Source organism: Pseudoalteromonas aurantia 208 (assembly GCF_014858725.1).
GTDB lineage: Bacteria > Pseudomonadota > Gammaproteobacteria > Enterobacterales > Alteromonadaceae > Pseudoalteromonas > Pseudoalteromonas aurantia.
Window position 1 is genome coordinate 154,368 of sequence record NZ_AQGV01000012.1, and the last position, 20,898, is coordinate 175,265.

The 20,898-nt window shown below is 40.0% G+C and carries 16 protein-coding genes; 10 read left to right on the plus strand and 6 right to left on the minus strand.

Annotated elements, in window-relative coordinates; genetic code table 11:
• The gene (leuS, locus tag PAUR_RS04775) at positions 1 to 2,589 is read right to left on the minus strand and encodes a leucine--tRNA ligase (RefSeq protein WP_192506679.1); all 2,589 of its coding nucleotides are present in this window, start codon (positions 2,587 to 2,589) and stop codon (positions 1 to 3) included.
• A gap of 174 nt (positions 2,590 to 2,763) precedes the next feature.
• Between leuS and PAUR_RS04780 the strand changes: the two genes are divergently transcribed.
• From PAUR_RS04780 to PAUR_RS04805, 6 genes are all read left to right on the plus strand, one after another.
• On the plus strand, positions 2,764 to 3,222 hold the full coding sequence (locus PAUR_RS04780; RefSeq protein ID WP_192506680.1) for a zinc ribbon-containing protein: 459 nt from the start codon (positions 2,764 to 2,766) through the stop codon (positions 3,220 to 3,222).
• 77 nt (positions 3,223 to 3,299) lie between these two features.
• The gene (locus PAUR_RS04785) at positions 3,300 to 5,714 is read left to right on the plus strand and encodes a Lon protease family protein (RefSeq protein WP_192506681.1); all 2,415 of its coding nucleotides are present in this window, start codon (positions 3,300 to 3,302) and stop codon (positions 5,712 to 5,714) included.
• The gene (locus tag PAUR_RS04790; protein WP_192506682.1) at positions 5,714 to 6,196 is read left to right on the plus strand and encodes an FKBP-type peptidyl-prolyl cis-trans isomerase; all 483 of its coding nucleotides are present in this window, start codon (positions 5,714 to 5,716) and stop codon (positions 6,194 to 6,196) included. Before PAUR_RS04785 ends, PAUR_RS04790 begins: the two co-directional genes overlap by 1 nt.
• A gap of 218 nt (positions 6,197 to 6,414) precedes the next feature.
• A complete protein-coding gene (locus PAUR_RS04795) occupies positions 6,415 to 6,708 on the plus strand; it encodes a DUF1330 domain-containing protein (protein ID WP_192506683.1) in 294 nt (97 codons plus the stop codon).
• A 188-nt stretch (positions 6,709 to 6,896) separates the two neighbouring features.
• Positions 6,897 to 10,142: a S41 family peptidase gene (locus PAUR_RS04800; RefSeq protein WP_192506684.1), complete on the plus strand. Its 3,246-nt coding sequence runs from the start codon at positions 6,897 to 6,899 to the stop codon at positions 10,140 to 10,142.
• Positions 10,143 to 10,304: 162 nt separating this feature from the next.
• Complete coding sequence (locus PAUR_RS04805) at positions 10,305 to 11,060, plus strand: SDR family NAD(P)-dependent oxidoreductase (RefSeq protein ID WP_192506685.1); 756 nt, start codon at positions 10,305 to 10,307, stop codon at positions 11,058 to 11,060.
• Here the strand turns inward: PAUR_RS04805 and PAUR_RS04810 are convergent.
• Both PAUR_RS04810 and PAUR_RS04815 read right to left on the minus strand, forming a co-directional pair.
• Entirely contained in the window at positions 11,043 to 11,561 is a 519-nt protein-coding gene (locus tag PAUR_RS04810) for a GNAT family N-acetyltransferase (RefSeq protein WP_192506686.1), read from the minus strand. The two genes, PAUR_RS04805 and PAUR_RS04810, sit on opposite strands and share 18 nt — an antisense overlap.
• Positions 11,558 to 11,812, minus strand: a complete 255-nt coding sequence (locus tag PAUR_RS04815; protein WP_192506687.1) for a helix-turn-helix domain-containing protein — start codon at positions 11,810 to 11,812, stop codon at positions 11,558 to 11,560. Before PAUR_RS04815 ends, PAUR_RS04810 begins: the two co-directional genes overlap by 4 nt.
• 607 nt (positions 11,813 to 12,419) lie before the next feature.
• Here PAUR_RS04815 and PAUR_RS04820 point away from each other — a divergent pair.
• Positions 12,420 to 12,587, plus strand: coding sequence for an SUMF1/EgtB/PvdO family nonheme iron enzyme (locus PAUR_RS04820; protein ID WP_192506688.1), 168 nt, complete (start codon positions 12,420 to 12,422; stop codon positions 12,585 to 12,587).
• Between the two features lie 48 nt (positions 12,588 to 12,635).
• Here PAUR_RS04820 and PAUR_RS04825 read toward each other — a convergent pair whose 3' ends face one another.
• Positions 12,636 to 14,435 carry a winged helix-turn-helix domain-containing protein gene (locus PAUR_RS04825; RefSeq protein WP_192506689.1) on the minus strand — a complete coding sequence of 600 codons (1,800 nt, stop codon included), beginning with the start codon at positions 14,433 to 14,435 and terminating at the stop codon, positions 12,636 to 12,638.
• A gap of 463 nt (positions 14,436 to 14,898) precedes the next feature.
• Between PAUR_RS04825 and PAUR_RS04830 the strand changes: the two genes are divergently transcribed.
• The gene (locus PAUR_RS04830; RefSeq protein ID WP_318782595.1) at positions 14,899 to 15,432 is read left to right on the plus strand and encodes an SRPBCC family protein; all 534 of its coding nucleotides are present in this window, start codon (positions 14,899 to 14,901) and stop codon (positions 15,430 to 15,432) included.
• A gap of 134 nt (positions 15,433 to 15,566) precedes the next feature.
• Here PAUR_RS04830 and PAUR_RS04835 read toward each other — a convergent pair whose 3' ends face one another.
• Positions 15,567 to 16,781 carry a glycoside hydrolase family 18 protein gene (locus tag PAUR_RS04835; RefSeq protein ID WP_192506690.1) on the minus strand — a complete coding sequence of 405 codons (1,215 nt, stop codon included), beginning with the start codon at positions 16,779 to 16,781 and terminating at the stop codon, positions 15,567 to 15,569.
• Between the two features lie 610 nt (positions 16,782 to 17,391).
• On the opposite strand from PAUR_RS04835, the gene PAUR_RS04840 reads away from it, so the two are divergent.
• Positions 17,392 to 19,023 (plus strand): hypothetical protein, encoded by a 1,632-nt coding sequence (locus PAUR_RS04840; RefSeq protein ID WP_192506691.1) that lies wholly within the window; start codon positions 17,392 to 17,394, stop codon positions 19,021 to 19,023.
• A gap of 575 nt (positions 19,024 to 19,598) precedes the next feature.
• On the opposite strand, the gene PAUR_RS04845 is transcribed toward PAUR_RS04840, so the two are convergent.
• Positions 19,599 to 19,961, minus strand: coding sequence for a hypothetical protein (locus PAUR_RS04845; RefSeq protein WP_192506692.1), 363 nt, complete (start codon positions 19,959 to 19,961; stop codon positions 19,599 to 19,601).
• A 163-nt stretch (positions 19,962 to 20,124) separates the two neighbouring features.
• Here PAUR_RS04845 and PAUR_RS04850 point away from each other — a divergent pair, with 163 nt between their 5' ends.
• A complete protein-coding gene (locus tag PAUR_RS04850) occupies positions 20,125 to 20,877 on the plus strand; it encodes a Nif3-like dinuclear metal center hexameric protein (protein ID WP_192506693.1) in 753 nt (250 codons plus the stop codon).
• Positions 20,878 to 20,898 lie beyond the last annotated feature (21 nt).

Here is a 20,898-nt window from a genome sequence, read left to right on the forward strand (position 1 = left end):
TTAGTTTGCTACCACGTTGAGTAACTTACCAGGTACATAAATGACTTTGCGAATGGTTTTGTCATCAGTGAACTTGGTTACGTTCTCTTCTGCAAATGCGATGGCTTCAACTTGTTCTTGTGTTGCATCGGCTGCAACCGTTAGTTTAGCGCGCAGCTTACCATTGACTTGCACGATAATCAGCTTCTCATCTTCAACTAACGCAGACTCATCAACATCGGGCCAAGCAGCATCTAAAATATCAGATTCAAACCCAAGCTCAGCCCATAGTTCATGACACATATGTGGCGCGATTGGAGCAAGCATAATAACGATCGCGTGTAGCGCTTCGTTTGCAATAGCAATATCTTGCGCGTCTTTAAGTGGTGCTTTAGCCAGTTTGTTAGACAGCTCCATGATTGCTGCTATGGCCGTATTGAAGGTTTGACGACGTGATAAATCATCCGTCACCTTAGCGATGGCTTTGTGTACTTCACGACGCAATACTTTTTGATTGCTGCTTAATGCACTTGTGTCTAATTCAGCTTTACCCGCAGCATTAACGTCAACGGCATATTTCCACACACGTTTTAGGAAACGATGTGCACCTTCAACACCTGAGTCTGACCATTCTAATGTTTGCTCTGGTGGTGCGGTAAACATCATAAATAAGCGAACGGTATCAGCGCCGTATTGTTTGATAACGGTCTGTGGGTCAATACCATTGTTCTTCGACTTTGACATTTTACTCATGCCTGAAGAAAATACTGGCTGGCCATCATCTTTGTGCCATGCTTTTGTAACACGCCCTTTGTCGTCGGTTTCTGTTTCAACATCAGTTGGTGAAATCCAAATATCACCGCCTTTTTCATCTTTACGATAAAAAGTCTCTGCTAATACCATGCCTTGACACAATAAACGTTCAAACGGCTCATCTGAGTTAACGAGCCCAAAGTCACGTAGTAATTTATGGAAAAAGCGAGAATACAAAAGGTGTAAAATGGCATGCTCTATACCACCGATGTATTGATTGACTGGCAACCAATAATTTGCCGCACCAGGCTCTAGCATACCTTCGTCATAACGAGGGCTACAGTAACGTGCGTAGTACCATGATGATTCCATAAAGGTATCGAATGTATCAGTTTCATGGAATACAGGTACACCGTTGACGGTCGTTTTAGCCCACTCAGGGTCAGCTTTAAGTGGAGAGGTCACGCCATTCATAACGACATCTTCTGGTAAGCGTACTGGTAGCATATCTTCGCTTGCTGCCAGCTCTTGGCCTTGCTCGTCGCTTAACATGGGAATTGGAGAGCCCCAATAGCGTTGACGACTTACGCCCCAATCACGTAAACGAAAATTAACCTTACGCTTACCGGCACCTTGAGCCTCTAGTTTATCAGCAATAGCATCAAATGCAGCTTTAAACGCTAACCCGTCAAATTCACCTGAGTTGATCAACACTCCTTTTTCCGTAAATGCTTCTTTACTGATGTCAGCTGTTAGCTCAGAGTTGTGTTTAGGGGTAATAACTTGTTTGATCTCAAGCCCGTATGCAGTAGCAAACTCAAAATCACGTTGGTCGTGCCCTGGTACGGCCATGACCGCGCCTGAACCGTAATCCATTAATACGAAGTTTGCCACCCAAATTGGTACTTCTTTACCTGTTAACGGGTGAACCGCAGTAAAACCAGTATCAATGCCTTTTTTGTCCATTGTTGCCATATCAGCTTCTGCAACTTTGGTGTTTTTGCATTCTTCTACAAATGCAGCAATTGCTTCATTCCTTTTAGCCGCTTCTTGCGCAATAGGGTGGCCTGCTGCTACGCCTACGTATGTCACACCCATAAATGTGTCAGGGCGAGTTGTGTAGACCGTAAACGTTTCGCTGTTATCTGCGCGTTTGAAATCGATTTCTAAACCTTCAGAACGGCCAATCCAATTGCGCTGCATGGTCTTAACTTGCTCAGGCCAGTCATCTAGCTTGTCTAAGTCATCTAATAATTCTTGGGCATAGTCAGTTATTTTAATGAACCACTGTGGGATCTCTTTTTGCTCAACTGCAGCACCAGAACGCCAGCCTTTGCCATCGATCACTTGCTCATTTGCAAGTACAGTTTGGTCAACAGGATCCCAGTTTACGGTTGACATCTTTTTGTATACTAGGCCTTTTTCATACAGCTTGGTGAAGAACCATTGTTCCCACTTATAGTATTCAGGGTGACACGTCGCAATTTCGCGATCCCAATCGTAGCCAAAGCCAAGTTGCTTTAGTTGATCACGCATGTAATCGATATTTTCATAGGTCCACTTTGCTGGGGCAGTGTTGTTCTTAATGGCTGCATTCTCTGCTGGTAAGCCAAACGCATCCCAACCCATCGGCTGCATGACATTTTTGCCTTGCAAACGTTGGAAGCGAGATACAACATCCCCAATAGTGTAGTTACGAACATGACCCATGTGCAGTCGACCACTTGGGTATGGGAACATCGAGAGACAGTAATATTTCTCTTTGCTTTGGTCTTCGACAACTTTAAATGTCTTGTTTTCTTCCCAGTGTTGCTGAACTTTTGACTCAATGTCTTGTGGGTTATATTGCTCTTGCATCTACGTTTCCAGACTTCTTGCAAATTAATAAAAAATTGTTCGCTAGCATACCCCAAATAAAGGGCGATTCACAGTATCTCGGGGGCATTTTGTTGCTTCAATAGTTTGGTTCAACGCCGCGTTAGTGCGTGAATAAGCTATAGTTATATTAAGAAAGTTGTGCTGGAGTTTAAAATGTCTGGTTATAAACAGTGGCTAACGCAATTTAGTGAGTGGTTAAAAGATATTAAGCATCACGAGCTGGATGAGTTAATAGAAAAGTTTGTTGAACAACAGCAAGCGTTACAACAGTCGAGCAAAGAGAAAATTCAGCAATATCATTATTATTTACGTCGTGACCTTGAACATTTTAGTGCACACCATCGTCACTATCATGATCTGGCATGGCAAGAGTTAAAAGCGTCTATTTGGTATGAGTTGTCTCAATTAGAGGATCGCACGCAATTAGAATGGCAAGCACTTTTGCAAGACTTTGAACATGATGGTGTTTATAAGCAGGGTGAATGGATAGCAATGGGGCAATTAGTATGTAAGAATTGCGATCATAAATTGGATGTGCTTTACCCCAGTGAGATTTCACCTTGTTCTGAGTGCGAACACACTGAGTTTACAAGAAAAGCATTGTCCCCATAATGAGCAGACTAGGTCGTACGGTTTAGCTGCACTACCTCAGTAGTTTTTATACTGACGCTGATGATAAGAAGTTAAGAATGACCAAAAAACTAATCCCACTTTCTCACGATGCGCTTGCACCGGCAGTTTCAATAAGTCATGTGCAAACGTGTATTCAAAACCCGTATCCTGAATCACTTGCCTTTATAGGGCAAAAAAGAGCGCAAACGGCACTTGATTTTGCACTGGGCATGGATCTTCCTGGCTACAATGTTTTTGTCATGGGCGAAGCTGCTTTAGGACGCTTTACCATGGTCAAAGATAAATTAGAAGCGCATAGTAAAACGCGGCCTACGCCAAAAGAGTGGTTGTACGTTAATAATTACGATGATCACCGAGAGCCTATAGCGATGTTTATGCAGGCAGGCCAAAGCAAAGAACTCGCTGATGATATAGATGAGTTTTTAGATGAGGTTTCGGACACTTTCCCTGCAGCATTTGATAATCCAGGGTATCAGCGAAAAAAGAAATCAATCGATCGCCACTTTGATAATAAATACGATGCCGCACTCAATGCAGTTGAACAGTTAGCAGCAGATAAGAGTGTGGCGCTGCTAGAAGAAAATAATCAAGTTGGTTTTGCGCCGGTTGTAAATGGCAAGCAGTTAGACGATGCCGAATTTGCTGCGTTAGATGAAAAAATGCAGGGCCATTTTTTTGAAGCCATAGAGGGGCTAGAGGATGCCTTGATTGAGGCGCTGATTGAGTTACCTCGTTGGAAGCGAGAATCTTCTGAGAAGTTGCGAAATTTAAAAAAATCGACGGTTGAAATTGCTACAAAACCTTTGATAAAAACCTTAGAGCATAAATACGCGAACCACATTGGCGTGGTGCGTTATTTGAAAGATTTACGAATAGAGATAGTCGATGCAGTTTTAGAGTGGTTAGACGATGATGTATCGAGCGAAGAAGGCAAGGATGACTTTGATTCAAAAGGCATGCTGAGTGATTTTTTTGCACCAAATATTTTAATTGAGTATAAAGACGGTGATGCCGCGCCTGTTGTATATGAGCCTAACCCAACGTTTGGTAACATTTTTGGTAAAGTAGAATATGCTGCCTCACAAGGGAATTTAATTACCAGTTATCGTTCAATTCAGGCTGGAGCTTTGCATCGTGCTAACGGTGGTTACCTGATTATGGATGCAGAAAAAGTTTTGGCAAATCCTCAAGTGTGGGATGGCTTAAAGTTGTCGTTAAAAACGCACCAAATTAAAAATGATTTACCTTACCAAGACAACTCAGTTGGCAGTAGTTTTACCTTACGGCCGCAGCTTATCCCGCTTGACGTCAAGATTATTTTGCTGGGTTCTCGAGATTTGTATTACACCATTGGTGAATATGATGAAGAGTTTGCTGAGCTATTTAGAGTGTTGGCAGACTTTGATTATTACTTGCCGAGTTCAGATAAAATGCAGTATCAATTTATCAGCAAAGTACAGGAATACTGTGATGCTACTTTGTCGTGTAGTTTAACGGCACAAGCCTTATCTCGATTACTTAAGTTTAGTTATCGCCAAGCTGAGCATCAAACGAAGCTGTCAGCCCGATTTGCTGATGTATTGGAGTTGGTTGCAGAAGCGAGTTTTTATACGAAGCAAGATGGAGAAACTGAAATTACCGCAGAGCATATAGATGAAGCGATTGCTGGAAAACAGTATCGCACCGGTCAATTGAGCGAAAATATGTTAAGCGACATTAAAGAAGGTCATACATTAATTGCAACTCAAGGTAATGCGGTTGGAAAAGTGAATGGTTTAACCGTATTACATATCGGTGATACCGCTTTCGGAACGCCTGCGCGGATCACGGCGACGGTTTATGCCGGTGCTGATGGTGTGATAGATGTTGAGCGAGAGGCCGAACTAGGTAAAGCGATTCATTCTAAAGGTGTGATGTTACTAACGGGGTATTTGGGGAATAAGTACGCCCAAGAGTTTAGCTTAACACTCAGTGCGAATATTGCCATAGAACAAAGTTATGGTTACATCGATGGTGATAGTGCCTCTTTAGCCGAACTATGCGGCTTAATATCAGCAATAACACAACTGCCGATCAATCAATCTATGGCTTTGACAGGATCAATTAACCAGCATGGTGAAGTACAGGCCATTGGTGGTGTAAACGAAAAAATTGAAGGTTTCTTTAAACTTTGTAAAATGCGGGGCTTAACAGGTGAGCAAGGAGTGATTATTCCGCGTTCTAACTTGGTTAACTTAGTACTCGATGATGAAATTATTGCGGCAAGTTCAGCGGGGCGTTTTCATATTTATGCTGTTGAATCAGTGGACGAAGCCTTGAATTTACTGACCGGAGTGGAAGCGGGTCAATCAGAAAATGGAGAATACCCCCCATTAAGTATTAATGGCTTAGCATTAGCAAGGCTGCAGCATATCGCCGATGTGGTAAATGGTGAAGACAAAGAAGAAGACAGTGATAAGGAGTCGCAATAATGTCGACAACGCAAATCGTTTTATTGGTTATAATTATTGTTATCGGTGGGCTTGTTTATAAGAATAAACAACATCAAAAAGAAAGTGCAGGTATAAATAGAATAACAGCACAAGAATTCTTATCTGAGAATGTAAATAAAGAAGGCGTGTTCGAAACATCTTCGGGATTACAATATGAAGTACTTACTCAAGGCAATGGAGCGCATCATCCGTTAGCGACAAGTAAGGTGAAAGTGCATTATCACGGCACTTTGCTTAATGGCAGCGTATTTGATAGCTCAGTTGAGCGCAATAGTCCAATTAGTTTTGGTTTAAATCAAGTGATTTCTGGGTGGACAGAAGGCGTTCAATTAATGAAAGAGGGAGATAAGTTTCGTTTTTTTATTCCTCCAAACTTAGGGTATGGAGATCAAGCTGCGGGTAAAATAGAGCCCGGATCTTTACTTATATTTGAAGTCGAACTACTGAAAATAGAGTCTTAACCTCTGATCACGGTGTAACCAGACTAAGATATAAAAAAGCCCAATTTAATTGGGCTTTTTTATATATGAATTGAAATTAGTCGTGAATGAAATACAGCATGGGGTTGAACTTTAAAGCGCCAAGTTACACACTAGACTCGGTGGCTATTATTGTAGGCTTTATAGCGGTGGCGATGTAAGATATTCATGTAATTATGAGATAATTTAAAGGATGATAAATGTTTGAAATTTTGGTCGGGTTACATGTTACTCACGCATCTATGTATAAAGGTTATCGTGCAGCTATGACACCAATATTGCGAGAATATGGAGGCTCTTTTAGTACAGACTTCATTGTTGAGGAAACGCTGATGGGGCCGAGTAATAAAATTAATCGTGTTTTTACACTCCGTTTTTCAAATGAAAGTGATAAAACGTGCTTTTTTAAAGATGAACACTACCAAAATGTAAAAAGCCAATATTTTAATGATTCGGTCTCAGAAGTGTATATTTTATCTGAATATAGCTGTTAATTCATGTGAATGAACATTCGTCTAAGCAGAAGAGGCGATCATGTTGGTGCCTCTTTTCATAAATAGTGCCGCGTGAATTAGTACATATTTATATTTTACATATTGTTACAGTAAAATATCAGAGATGGCTGCAATTCAACCTTATATTGTTATTATATTACAAAATAATAATGGAAGGATTGTATTCTTTGAAATTACGTACTCTATTTACAGCTATTACGGTTGCTATTGCCCCTGCAATTTCTCCGTTAGTGTCGGCCTACCAAACTGAAGACTCTCGACTTTTACGTTTTCCTGATATTCACAAAGATCATGTAACATTTGTGTATGGCGGTGATATTTATATTTCCCATATTAAAAGTGGTAAAAGCACACGATTAACCGATCATATTGGCTTTGAGACTTTCCCAAAATTTTCACCTGATGGGTCTAAAATAGCTTTTTCCGCTCAATATAATGGCAGTCGTCAGATTTACGTTATTAATAGCGATGGGTCTGATCTAAAACAGCTTACCTATTATAACGATGTAGGAAAAATGCCTCCTCGCGGTGGGTTTGATTACCGAGTATTAGATTGGACACCTGACGGCCAGCATATCGTTTTTCGAGCTAATCGAACACCATATGGTAAGCGTGTTGGCAAACCATTTATGGTACCTGTCGCTGGCGGACTAGAGCAACCGTTGAATATCCCGGAAACGGGAGGCGGTATGTTATCGCCTGACGGGAAAAAGTATGTTTACACACCCATAGATAGAGAGTTTCGGACTTGGAAGCGTTCTCGTGGCGGACGAGCACAAGATGTATGGGTTTATGATTTAGAAAACAATAAGTCAGAGCAGTTGACGACCAACCGTGCAACCGATCAGCAACCAACTTGGGTAAATGACAGCATCTATTTTGTGTCTGATCGGGATTACACGCTCAACTTGTATAAATACCGTGCGGGTAAAAAGCCGATTAAAATGACCGAGCATCAAGACTTTGATGTGCTTTGGCCATCAGCGGGACCAGATGCCATTGTTTATGAAAATGGGGGGTATTTATACCGTTTTGATGAAGCGACAAAGCGCTCAGAGAAGTTATCACTGAATGTTGAGGGGAGCCGAGAATATACATTACCTTATAGTAAAAACGTCAGTGACTTTATTGATTCAATGGATGTCTCACATGATGGTAAAAGAGTGCTATTTAGTGCCCGTGGTGAGTTGTTTAGCGTACCTGTGAAACAAGGACCAACACGCAATTTAAGTCACACCCCAACAGGTCGCGAAATCTCAGCAACTTGGTCACCAAATGGTCGTTATATTGCTTATATGAGTGATGAAAGCGGTGAATACGAAATTTACTTACGTGATAGAGCCAATAACAGTGAAGTGAAGCAACTTACTGATAACGGGACTATTTGGCGCTTTGACCCATTATGGTCACCAGATAATACTAAGTTATTGTTTGCAGATAAAAATCATACCCTGTGGTGGTTGGACATAGAAACGGGTACGCAACATAAAATTGATACAGCAAAGTATAACGAAGATGGGTTAACGCACTACATTTGGTCACCAAATAGTGAAGATATAGTCTTTGTCAAAAATAACGAAAATCGCTACGCTTCGCTTTGGCATTACAATGTTAATGGTAAATCGGTTAACAGATTAACTGATGAGATGATGAGTGAGACCAACGCAACATTCTCACCTGATGGGCAATACCTTTATTTTACTTCTGAGCGTGATTTTAACTTAACGTTCAGTAGTTATGAATTTGACTACATGTTTAATAAAGCAACACGTGTGTACTCGGTTGCCGTGAATGACACTGTTGTAGCATTGAATGCGCCACACAGTGATGAAGCGAGCATATTAAATGCGACATCAGAGGAAAGTGACACAAAAGAAAAAGAAGCAACGGATATAAAATTAGATAAAAACGGTTTTATGGCACGCGCCGTTGCATTAAGTGCACCAGCTGGGAATTATCGTAGCCTGACAGGCATAAAAGGCGGAGTTCTGACGCTGACGGGTGGTCAACTTAAACTTATTCCTAGCAAACTGGGAGAGGAAGTGGCGACAGTTGCCAAAGGTGTTAGCAGCTATAAAGTCTCGGCTAATATGGAGCACGTAATCGTTAAAGCGGGAAAAAATTATAGTGTAATAAAGCCAGCAGCGAAGCAAGAGCTTAAGTCTAGCCAACTTAACTTAGATGGCATGATATTAAAGATAGATCCTAAAACTGAATGGGCGCAAATGTATAGAGAAGGGTGGCGCACATTACGAGACTGGTTCTATGATGAAAATCATCATGGACAAGATTGGGATGCTATTTTAAAGCGTTATCAGCCTATGGCAGAGGCAATCGCTCACCGTACTGACCTAGATTATGTATTGAGTGAAATTGCGGGTGAGATCAACGCCGGTCACATCTACGTGAACTCAGGGGATATGCCAGAGGCAACGCGCTTAAAACATGGCTTATTAGGTGCGCAGATCAGTGCACACCAATCTGGGTTCGTAAGAATTGAACAGATTTTTAAAGGTGAAAATTGGCATGAAGACTTCCGCTCACCACTCGATGAGACTGGGGTAAAAGCCAATATTGGTGATTATATCCTGAGCGTAAATGGCCGTGCAGTTAATACTGTTTTGAACTTCTACGAATTATTAGAGAATACCCAAGGGAAGCAAGTTGAATTGGTTTTAAGTCAATCGGCAAGCTTTGAAGGAAGTTGGAAAGTTACGGTTAAACCGGTCGCGAGTGAATTGGGACTAAGATACCTCGAATGGACACGTTCACGAGCAGAATATGTTGATAAGCTCTCTGATGGACGGGTTGGCTACGTGCATTTGCCAAACACCCATTATGCTGGCAATCGTGCATTGTTTAAAAATTTCTTACCTCAAACAGACAAAGAAGCCATGATCATTGATGATCGATATAATGGAGGAGGGTTTATTCCCGAGCATATGATCACGTGGCTAGCGAGAAAGCCTTTAAATTATTGGAAGCGTCGTGGTGTTGAGCCAACTAAAACACCTCAATTTGCTCATGATGGGCCTAAGGCGATGTTGATCAATGGTTACTCTAGTTCGGGCGGTGATGCCTTACCGTATTATTTCCGACAAGCAGGACTTGGCAAACTCATAGGTACTCGCACATGGGGAGGTTTAATTGGTATTTCAGGCAACCCGGGACTGGTTGATGGAGGTTCAGTTATTGCAGCGACTTTCCGTATTTTAGATAATGAAGGTAATTGGATCATTGAAGGTGAAGGCGTAAGCCCAGACATTGAAGTAATAGACCGACCTGAATTAATTCAAGCGGGTAAAGACCCTTCTGTCGAGCGTGCAGTGAAAGAGTTACTGGACGAGTTAGAAGCTAATCCGAAAAAGCCTTTAACAGTGCCAGCTGCACCGAGTAACTTTGGTCAGAAGTAATATGTGTTGATTTTGGTTTAACGCTAAATAACGGCTAGGTTTTTTCTTAGCCGTTATTTTTAAATGATTTTATGGGTGCTAAGACGCTTGATGTTTATATAAATGTGGAGCACACAATATGCACTTTAACTAACATATGATTGATAAAGCATAGAAAGCACGATGGTGATGTATAAAAAAGTTGTATTAATTACGGGTGGAAGTCGTGGTATAGGCGCAGCTGCAGCGAAGTTACTCGCAGAACGTGACTATGTTGTTGCAATTAACTACAAAGAAAACCATAACTCGGCAAAAGAGCTGGTAAAGTCCATTCACGCGATGGGTGGTCAAGCCGCTGAGTTTCAAGCTGATATAAGTGATGAACAGCAAGTTGAAGCGTTATTTTCATCGGTGCTATTGAAGTTTGGCCCAATTACACATTTAGTAAATAATGTTGGTGTGTTAGCGCAGCAGCAGCGAGTTGAAAGTATGACTGCTGAGCGAATTAATCACATTTTTCAGTCCAATGTTACACCTTATTTTATTTGTGCTAGAGAAGTAATTAAGCACTTTAAAGAGCATGAAGATATGTCAAAATGTGCAATAGTCAATGTATCATCGGCAGCATCCAGATTGGGTGGCGCTAATGAGTATGTTGATTATGCCGCGTCAAAAGGCGCCATAGATACTTTTACAACAGGGTTGTCTTTGGAACTTGCACAATATGGCGTGCGTGTTAACTGTGTCAGGCCGGGATGTATTTATACTGATATACATCGTGATGGGGGAGAAGAGGCTCGTGTTTCACGGTTAGCACCTCAGCTGCCATTACGCCGTGGCGGTACGGCATTAGAAGTTGCCAATGCTATTGCGTGGTTATTAAGTGATGAAGCCAGCTATGCTACGGGTAGTTTCATTGACTTAGCTGGTGGAAAGTAATTTTTTAAAGTAATAACTGGTACTGAAAAAGAGACCATTACTGTCTCGCACAAAGTGAGGGATCTCTCCGCATTTTATGTAATTGCTCGTTTGATAAAACTTTTCTGAGTTATCGCCAGTTTGTGTATCTAGGATGAGCAATTCAATACCTTGCTTTGTAGCCTCACATTCTAACGATTGCATTAGAGCAGAGGCAATCCCCTGACGCTGATATTGAGGGTGAACAAGTAGTTTTTCCACTTCAGCTCGATGCACCCCATTCGGTTTTAGACACCGAGTATAATGAACGCAACCAACCAGCGTATTATCGCAAAAATATCCAAGAAACATACGACTTGTGAGCTGCATGTCGACGGCTTCCCAATAAGCACTGAGTGGCTGTGTATTATTACAGGTATTAAACCCTAAAGATGCACCGCTTTTAATACACTGAGCAAGTAAATGAGTTAATGCTATGTTGTATTGTGCAAGCGATGTGAGTCGTTTTATATGAGAGTTCATGATGTATGCGTGTCTTTTAGAGTCGAAAGCTGCGATTGAATATGCTCTATGTGCTTTTCTAACTTAACTTTTGCGTTATGCAAATGGTTTATACGCGATGTTGTATTGGTCTGTTGAGCGCGAATTGCACGGTAAATAGCCACTCTAGGCAGGTTGTACTTATCTGCAGCACTGCAAATAGGCAAGTGTTTATTTAACACCTCATGCAACGCGTTGTACATTGCGTCGTTTTCATTTTGTTTTTGATACATTGTGAGCACTCCACTTTTTGACTGGGGTATGATTATCATGAATTTGCCAAATGCTGATCTCTAAGTGCCATAGCAGATGTAAAGTTTGACAAAAATTGTACATAACGTTCGCCTATATTGTAAATGTCTGAACTTTATAAGAAAAAACCATACCAACTTTTAAATATATTATATTTCAATTAGTTACGTATTTTTGTTTTATGATATCGGACTCGTTTGCACCATTTATAGGAAATTTATATAGGGTTTGCACTGAATTGTCGCATGGGGGCAAGATACTTGGTTAGTGGGGGGCTTTAGTAGGTTGATTTTCTGAGTGTGTTTGAGCGTTAAGCTTTTAAAATAAAGCTTTAAATAACAGATTTCTATTATTAAAGGTGATAATTAGGTCAGTGTTGTTGGTGACTATACATTATATTTTTTCTATTTCATTAGAGAATAGTTTTGTACGTAAGATATGTCGTGGCGTACATAGATAGAGCAGTTATAAGTTTAAAAGAGATGCAATTATGGGAATATGTATTTCAGTCATGCTATTAGTTTGTGCTCACTTACTAATAATGAAATAGCAGAGCAAAACCTCCCCTATTGAACCGGTTTAATTTCAATGCTTCACCAAGAAGCAGGTCGCCAATTTTACATGGGCACGTATGAAGTAACCGTAGCTGAATTTCAGCGTTTTGTGCAAGCAACAGGATACAAAGTACCGACTAAGTGTATGGTGTCCAGCAAAGGCCAATGGCCTTCCCCAGATAAAACGGGTCGTGGGGAGTAATGGTGCGTTAATTGACTGATTTGAGTTGATACTAAATCTTGACAAGAATTAATGTTCTAACGCAATTGCTGAGGTAACACCATGTTGTTTCAGCCATAATGGTGAAGCATTGGTTTGTAAAAATGCCAAATACTCGCTTTTGAGTTCAGGGGTTGAGTGTGTTAATTGATATAACGCAAGAGCAGAATTGAGTGATACGAGCCTATTATGGGTCAAGCGGGCTGTATTAAATGCTTCTTGAAACAGCAGGCGAGCGTCATCAAATAAGTCTTGAGCTAATAACACTTGGGCTTTCAATTGCAGTTGAGCCGGCTGTTTTACTGTATCATTGAATAATGCATGAGCAGATTTAAAATCCCGTACTTCAATATAATATGACACCAGCATTTCTAAGGCATTATCAAGTACCCAGTAGTTATTCGCGGTTTTGGGAATGGTTAAAATACGCTTTAAGTAGGGCAAAGCAAGTGCATTATCTTGTGTGAATAATGCAAAATGAAAATATATAATAGCCTTATTAGAGTCGCTTAAATTATGGGCTATCAATAAAGCTTGGGCTTTATTTAGCTGAGCATACTGCTGGGCAGTATTGTTTACTTTTTTTGCTAAAATTGAATATAGCATGTGAAGTTCAAATTGTGCCAAGGGCGCCTGTTGATGTTGGGCTAAAGATATAGCTTCCTCTAACACATTAAACATTTGCTCTGTATTGCCCTGTTCATAATGAAGCCATGCACTGGTATTGAAGTAGTCATATTGTAAAGGCCAAAGCGAAGTATGTTCTAGCTCTTTTCTCAATAATGTTAATCGATGAGTACTTTGTTGATGTTGCTTGCGCATTTTGTAGATCATGCCAATTAGCCACTGAGCTTGTGCTCGATAGGCTTTTTGTCCATACCCTCTGTCAGTAAGCAACCTATCTAGGTGCACCATGGCGACATCAGGCTGCTTAGCGTAAACTAAATGCTTTGCCAGTAATAGTGTTATCTGCGCATTATTTGGTGCGTGACTATGCATTGTTTCTAGCTCAGCTAAGCTAAGTGGTTTATGTGAAGAAAAAAACGATAAATCATGTAGTTGCTTAAGTTGCTCATCTAATGCCAAACGCGCTTTTTCAGTTGTTTCTCCAAATGCATAACCTTGCCAATGACGTGTATCATTGGATAGACCATAATGTAAAAACACGCCTTTTTCAGAAGGGTACGTATCACCCCATAGGAGCCAGTTATTGAGTGGTAGCTGTGCGTTTTCCCAGGCTTGCTGCGGCGATAAAAAATGCTGCTGATTTATATCGCTAAGGCTGATAGTTTTAATTGAAAAGTGCGCGTTATCTGCAAAAACACTGGTATTAGTCAGCAGCAACTTGCTTTGTCCATCAGTACCTTGAGCATTCGTAGCGATATATAGTGGCGTTTGTGCGGCTGGGGTTTGCCATTGAGAGGCGAGCAACAAGATAAGAAAAATAAAACTGCAGCTTATTGCCGTATATAAATAATATGGTGACTTTTTATTTTTTGTGTATTCAACAGATGAGTGATTCAGGCTATTATCGATAGGATTGGATACTGCATATTGCCACTTATAGCCTTTCTTTGAATAGGTTTTGATAGCAGCCTCTCCAAAAATTGCTCGCAATTGACTTATAGTCTGAAAGACAACTTGTTCAGAGACGACTTTATTTCGCCAAACAGCATTCATTATGTCATCTTTACTGTGAATATCGCTTGGGTTTAGTAAGAAGTATTCAAGTAATAACGTTTGGTTTCGTTTTAAGACAATTAGCTCACCATTTCTATACAGTACGCGTTTATCACATGAGTATTGGTATTGAGAAAACTGTAACTCCATAGAATTTATCTGTTTTTATTACTTTGAGACTTATTATTACATAGTCTTAAAATAGATGGGAGTGATATTCATAGCTATGGCCAGCTAACAGCTCGCCTTAACCACTGTTAATGGTTATAAGGAGTGATAAATGGATGGAAAAATGCGACTAAGTCAGTTTTCTAGTTGGTGCTAATTACGCTCAATCAGAAGTAGATACTCGCTGTACTGATGCATGGAGTGTTGCGGAAGAGGCAAGAGTATTTGCTAATCCCATTGAACAGGACTTAAGTTATGACTTACGAGATGATGACTATTTTGAAGTTAAATTTAAGTATTACTTTTAGTAACTGAAACATTAGCACGCGAACCGATTTGAGGGGCAATAATATGATGAACCTAAATGTAATTGCCTTTACAGTGTTTTAAGCTAGTTTATTCAAGTGTGTTCATAACTTTCTGATAGATAAAAAATTTGGAGGCAATGATGCTTAAACCTGTTTTTACCATATTATTTTTCTTACTAGCAGCGCCACTCATATTAGCGCTATTTATTGCGAATTCATATCATGTGGAGCGAAGTGTTGTTATAGAGCAACCGGTTGAAGTGGTGTTTAATTATATTAAATACTTAAAGAATCAAGATAAATACAGTCGTTGGGCTAATATTGACCCGAATATGAAAAAGGACTATCGGGGCATTGATGCGCAAGTGGGGTTTGTATCTGCATGGCACAGTGAACACCCAGACGTAGGGACTGGGGAACAAGAAATTGTTGGTATAACACCGATGCAACGGATTGACTATGAACTCCGGTTTTTAGCGCCATTTGAAGCAACAGAGCCCGCGTACATGCTTACTAAACGTATTGGTGAAACCACTGAGGTTAAGTGGGGGTTTCAAGGGCATATGAATTACCCAATGAATTTGACGTTTTTGTTTATCGATTTTGAAAAGCAGATAGGTGATGATTTGCAAGCAGGGCTTGACCAGTTAAAAATGATCCTTGAACAGTGAGTAACTCTAATACGAAGTGACGGGTATAAGACGTCTATAAAATCTGACTATTATCAAAATTAGCCATACGGCGTAGGTGCTTTTTAGTTCAAGGGCAGCAGTGGGAAAGCTTTTGGCTCTCCCATATATCGTTGTTATAGAGTTTGCTTGTTAAATGTAGAATTCGTTTTACAATCACCTATTTCGCTAAATCGATGTTGATGGCCCTGTGTTTCCGGCGTGATGTCATAAATAGGACCAGACTCAACGCGGTAATTGTTTCCTTTGAAGCTAAACGTATCTCCCTGAGTGTAAATGGTCGGGTATCCTTGCCATGATGAGTTGCACGCATCACATTTTGGCAGTACTTGAGCTATGGCATTTAATAGTTGATGCTCTGAATCTCTGCTGTCTTGATGTAACTCCCAAATAAATACACCAGGGTAGTTATTGTCTTTTACATATTGCGATTTCTTTTGAATGAGTTTTGGGGTTTCCCAGTACCAATGAATATTATCGTCAATAGCATGACCTGAATTAAAATCAAGACCTAAATTTTTGACTAAGTTTTCGACAATATGATCTGTAGTAACGATGTTTACTTGATCACTTTGTCCATTCACAAAACCTTTGTGGTAAAAGGGGAGACCGAGTAGAGTTTTCTCTCTCGAGTATTTTTGCGCCATGCTATTGATGCCTGGAATATTCGACTCCAAACCCATTTTCGTATATAGCCACGCACTGTGGTGATCAATAAACGACCCTGGCCATTGTCCCGTAAAGTTGTATGCCATAAAGCGAATGTAGTCAGCATAAATATCTAAATCAGCGTGATAATTTGGTCCACTCCAAAACCCCGCCTCCACATCGGTGCCTAAGTCGATTTCGCTGGGTAATAGTTCATGCAACCGTTTTAACAGATAGAGATGATTACCACTCTCAATTGGGTTTGGCTGTTCATAGGTAGAGAAATGTTCCCAATCGATATCTATGCCGTCTAACTGATGCCGTATTGCATAGTGTGTGATATTTTCCGCCAGTGTATCTAGATCCGATTTAGTCAGGTTTAAAAAGTTTACGCCCGCGCCGCCAATAGATAAGATAACACCAACATTGTTACTGCGACCAAAATGCAAAGCATCATTAATGTGGGAGTCTACTAAGCTGGTATCCAGCCCGCCGCCTTCAGTTGGGAAAGCAAAAGCTAATATAATATGCGTTAAGGCATCGCTATTGAGCTCTTCTATTGCCAACGCACCACCGAGTGGGTATTGCCAAGTAGCATAGTAGCCTTCTACTCGTGGACATTGAGCTGCGTGACTGTTAAATACCGCGCCTAGGCAAAATGCCAACAAAGTTCTTTGTATCATTGTATATTTCCTTTACATGTATATGTTGTTCCGCTGTTAGCGTGGCTGTTTTTTGAGCTAGTTGCAATAGGGTTGAATACCGACGTTGGTCTAAGGTTTATAGTTAAATTACCTTGTATTACGAAATGGCTTTGAGTGTATATTGCGAGTTAAATTTTTGTTTGGATAGGAGTCAGTTGTTGGCCGATAAGCGACTAAGTACTTGGATCTTCAAGGTCTGTTCTTTTATGCTCATTTTTTAAATTAATAATGCCAAATTTTCAACATTATTTGCAGTACATCTCTATGTTAATCGCTTACATTTTATTCGAAACAAATAATTTCCATTTAAAATCAATGCACTGAAAGTTGCTGTGAAATTTTATTATGATATTTTTCATTTCATGTATCATAAGTGAGGTTTTAAAAAGATGTTTATTTATTATGAACTTATATTAAATTATTTCAGTGTGGACGCTATTAATTTACTCTGATGTATTTTTTACTCTTTGTAAGAGATAAATGTTAAGTTAAACACTTAAAATACAATAAATTAACAATTATGGAGTGATAGGCTTTAGTTTAAAAAAGTCTGTGGTATTACACCAATGAAAAAACTAAAGGAATGAAAATGAGTAAGCATATTAAGCTCTTTGGAATAGGGTTATTATTTTCTGGTCATAGTGTGTTGGTAACAGCTCATGAGCTACCGCAGATTGATGTAAATGCAGATGTCGAGTGGCATAATATTGTAACTTTGACAAAAGATTTAGTGGATAAAAAAGAAAAGCACAATCAGGCGCACAGTGGCGTGTATATAAACTCATATGGACTCTCTCGATTTTGTACGGATAGTAGCCTAAAACACACCCTTTCTGATGCGTCAGGGTTTATTACGGCAAGCCCTAGTTGGGCAATTAAAAATTCATTGGATTTAAACACACAGGTTAAAAAAAGTGATTGGACAAGTCGCTCGCATTACTCAAGTGCAAACTCTCCGAGTGGTTATGATGGGCTTGAGTCGGCGTATTATGCCTTTATGTCCAATCATTCAGGTACTTATAATAATAATTGGCTGGCACCACTTAGTGTTGAAGAAAATGGTTCTTGTCATATTTTTTCTAGTCAAATGTCACCAGGTACTGTTAATTTAAGGCATTTATTTATAAGTGGGTGCTGTAGTGTAATTAAAGGTGAATGCTCTTCAAATAAGAAGAAAGCGAACATACTAAATAATAAGTTTACTTCTGCGGTTGAACAGTCGAGTCCAGTATCCTCATCTGTGTTACAAACACCAGATAAAACATGGGCTAGCAGAGCTAAGGGGGTGAATTGTATTTATGGCGTTAATGGTTACCAAAATGATTGGGGGCATTACGGTAGTTCATTCTGGAATAAGTGGAATCGTGTCGGAGTTCAAAACAAAGATGCGTGGTTTGATGCAATTGATGCCGGAGATAAAAGTGCATTGGGTGGCATGATATGTTTTGGTCCAGATGCACGTGAAAAGCTCTATAGTACAGAACTTTCATTAATAAAAAGCACCGGCTCACATTGGTCATATATTGTTCAAGAATTTTCTAAGCGTGCTGCACCGATTAAGAATTCAAATCAGTACTATACACTCTATCCCTACATATCTTTAGAAAATAAGTTTGATGTAACGGGTTTGTTGACATCTAGTATTGTGCCAGCCCAAGCAAAAATTTTCTCGATGCCTCAGGAGAGAGCGGTAAGCCTTGCAAAATCTCTCATAGATAAGCAGCTCACATCTAAAAAAGGAATAGGTTGGCAAGTATACCAAATTAAAGATGAGCGTTACTCTGAAGCATTTGGTGCCAATGATAGGTTGGTTGCAAAGCGGATTGCATTTAGTAAAAAAGTGGGCGATGCATGGATAGTAACACCTGATGTTATGCCTGCTGTAAAGTTAAATGCGAACGATATGGCAGTGTCGCATGCTGGGTTGGCATTCGATATAAATATTCCTGAAAATACTAGTTGGGAGATTTCAAGTAAGTATAAGCAAAGCCTGTTAGCGCAGGCAGAAGCTAAGATGATAGAAAAAATTAAAACGGAAAACACGACAAAAAATTGGCAAAATTATGAAATCGAAGTGGTATCTAGTGAGTTTGGGTACGACGTAAGGTTACAAGATAGCAAAGGTCGGATCCCACTTCGGATATTTGGGCGCGTGTTGTTGAAAGAAAAATCATCAATGGTTACTCCAAAGCTTCAATTAATATCTGTTGGCTTAAAATAGCTGAAACTATGAATTATGACAGATATCGCCTTCTACAGAGCCAAAGGAGGTAAGTAATCATTTTGATTGTTAAAGCTTCACCCTCGCAATTTAGGGTGGAGCTTTGTTGTTTAAAGAATCAAATCGTCACCCTCTGATTCGGTTTTTTGAAAGCCCCACATGTAATATATGATTGTTAAACTTATTTATTAAAATTTGAAGTCGTAATTTATGATACTCACCACGCTATGTATAGAGTGTATTTTCACTCGAAAAGTGCCCCATAATACCGAAAATTTATTTATAGGTGCTTTGGGTGTTCTATGAAAGAATCGATGCAGTCGGAGGGAGCTTTAGCTTGTAAAAGTGGTGAATCATTTAAGACGATTAGTTGATTACAATAAATATAATTAAGCGAATGGCAATGATTTGGCTAAATGGCAGTGTTCATGCGTTTAATGGATCATCAGTCATATGGAGAGTTACTCATATTGACTGTGATGCTTGTAGTTGTAAGTCCAATAAAGAGCAGGAAAGGGGCAACAAAAAACCGCTATTAAGCGGTCTTTTTGAGATAATAGAGGGTTGTTTAAAAGTTAAACAACGCCGCGCGGTAAACGACAATCATGGTCTTTACGAGCAAGTTCTACAATCCAAAGCTCTTCAGCGGTGTAACCTTCTTCATTCTCTTTTATCACGATGAAAGGGGCTTTCTTAGTTGTCGCTGGAGCAACAGCTTTCTTTGTTTTTGCTTTTTTAGCAGGCGCAGCTTTGCTAGGGGTCGCTGAACCTGAAGATAGTTCTTCAGTGAGTGCTGCAACGTCAGCAAGGCGCATATTTTTGCCACCATCAATGCTATACCAGCCTGGCTTGGTTTCTATTTCTGGCTTTTTACCATGGGCAGCTTCATAAGCCACTTCAAAAGCGCTTAATACTTCAGTTTTATCTAGTTTACTCATCGTAGATCCTAGTCGTTTTATACGCGGATATGCGGGATTAAGATTTAAAGAGTAGTTATACCCATATTTGGGCAATTTTTCAATTTTTTACGATTTTTGCTTCCAATTAGCTCGATTTGACGCCAAAATTTGCGATTATTTTCTACAAAGTAGTGGGTACGTCATGAAGCGTTCAGAATTCACACAAATTTTAACTGAGTTACTTAAACCGAGTGCAATTAAAGATTTTGCACCGAATGGATTACAAGTAGAAGGCTCAAACGTAGTTAATAAGGTAGTGACAGGGGTAACCGCCAGTCAAGCGCTGATTGATGAGGCAATTTCACTCGGTGCGGATACGATTTTGGTTCATCATGGCTATTTTTGGAAAGGAGAACAGCAAACAATTACAGGTATGAAAAAACGTCGTATTGCCAGTTTGTTAGCGCATGACATTAATTTATTTGGTTATCATTTACCGCTCGATATTCATCCTGAACTTGGCAATAATGCGCAACTTGCAAACTTGTTGGATATGGAGGTGGAAGGTGGCTTAGAGAGTGGACCGAACAGTGTTGCTGTTAGAGGACGGTTACAAACGCCTATAATGGCTGATGAGTTTGCGCAAAAAATAGCAAAGCTGTTAAAGCGGGAGCCGCTAGTTTGTGCGCCTAGAGCAAAGAAAATAGAAACCATAGCTTGGTGTACAGGTGGTGGTCAAGGTTATATTGATTTGGCTGCTGAACAAGGAATAGACGCGTATTTAACCGGTGAAGCATCAGAGCAAACGATACACAGTGCTAGAGAACAAAATATAGATTTCTTTGCTGCGGGCCATCATGCGACAGAGCGTTATGGTATTAAAGCGCTTGGTGAGTATTTAGGTAGGCAGTATGGCTTGGATGTGACGTTTGTTGATATAGATAACCCCGTTTGATGGGGCTATATCAACAAAAAG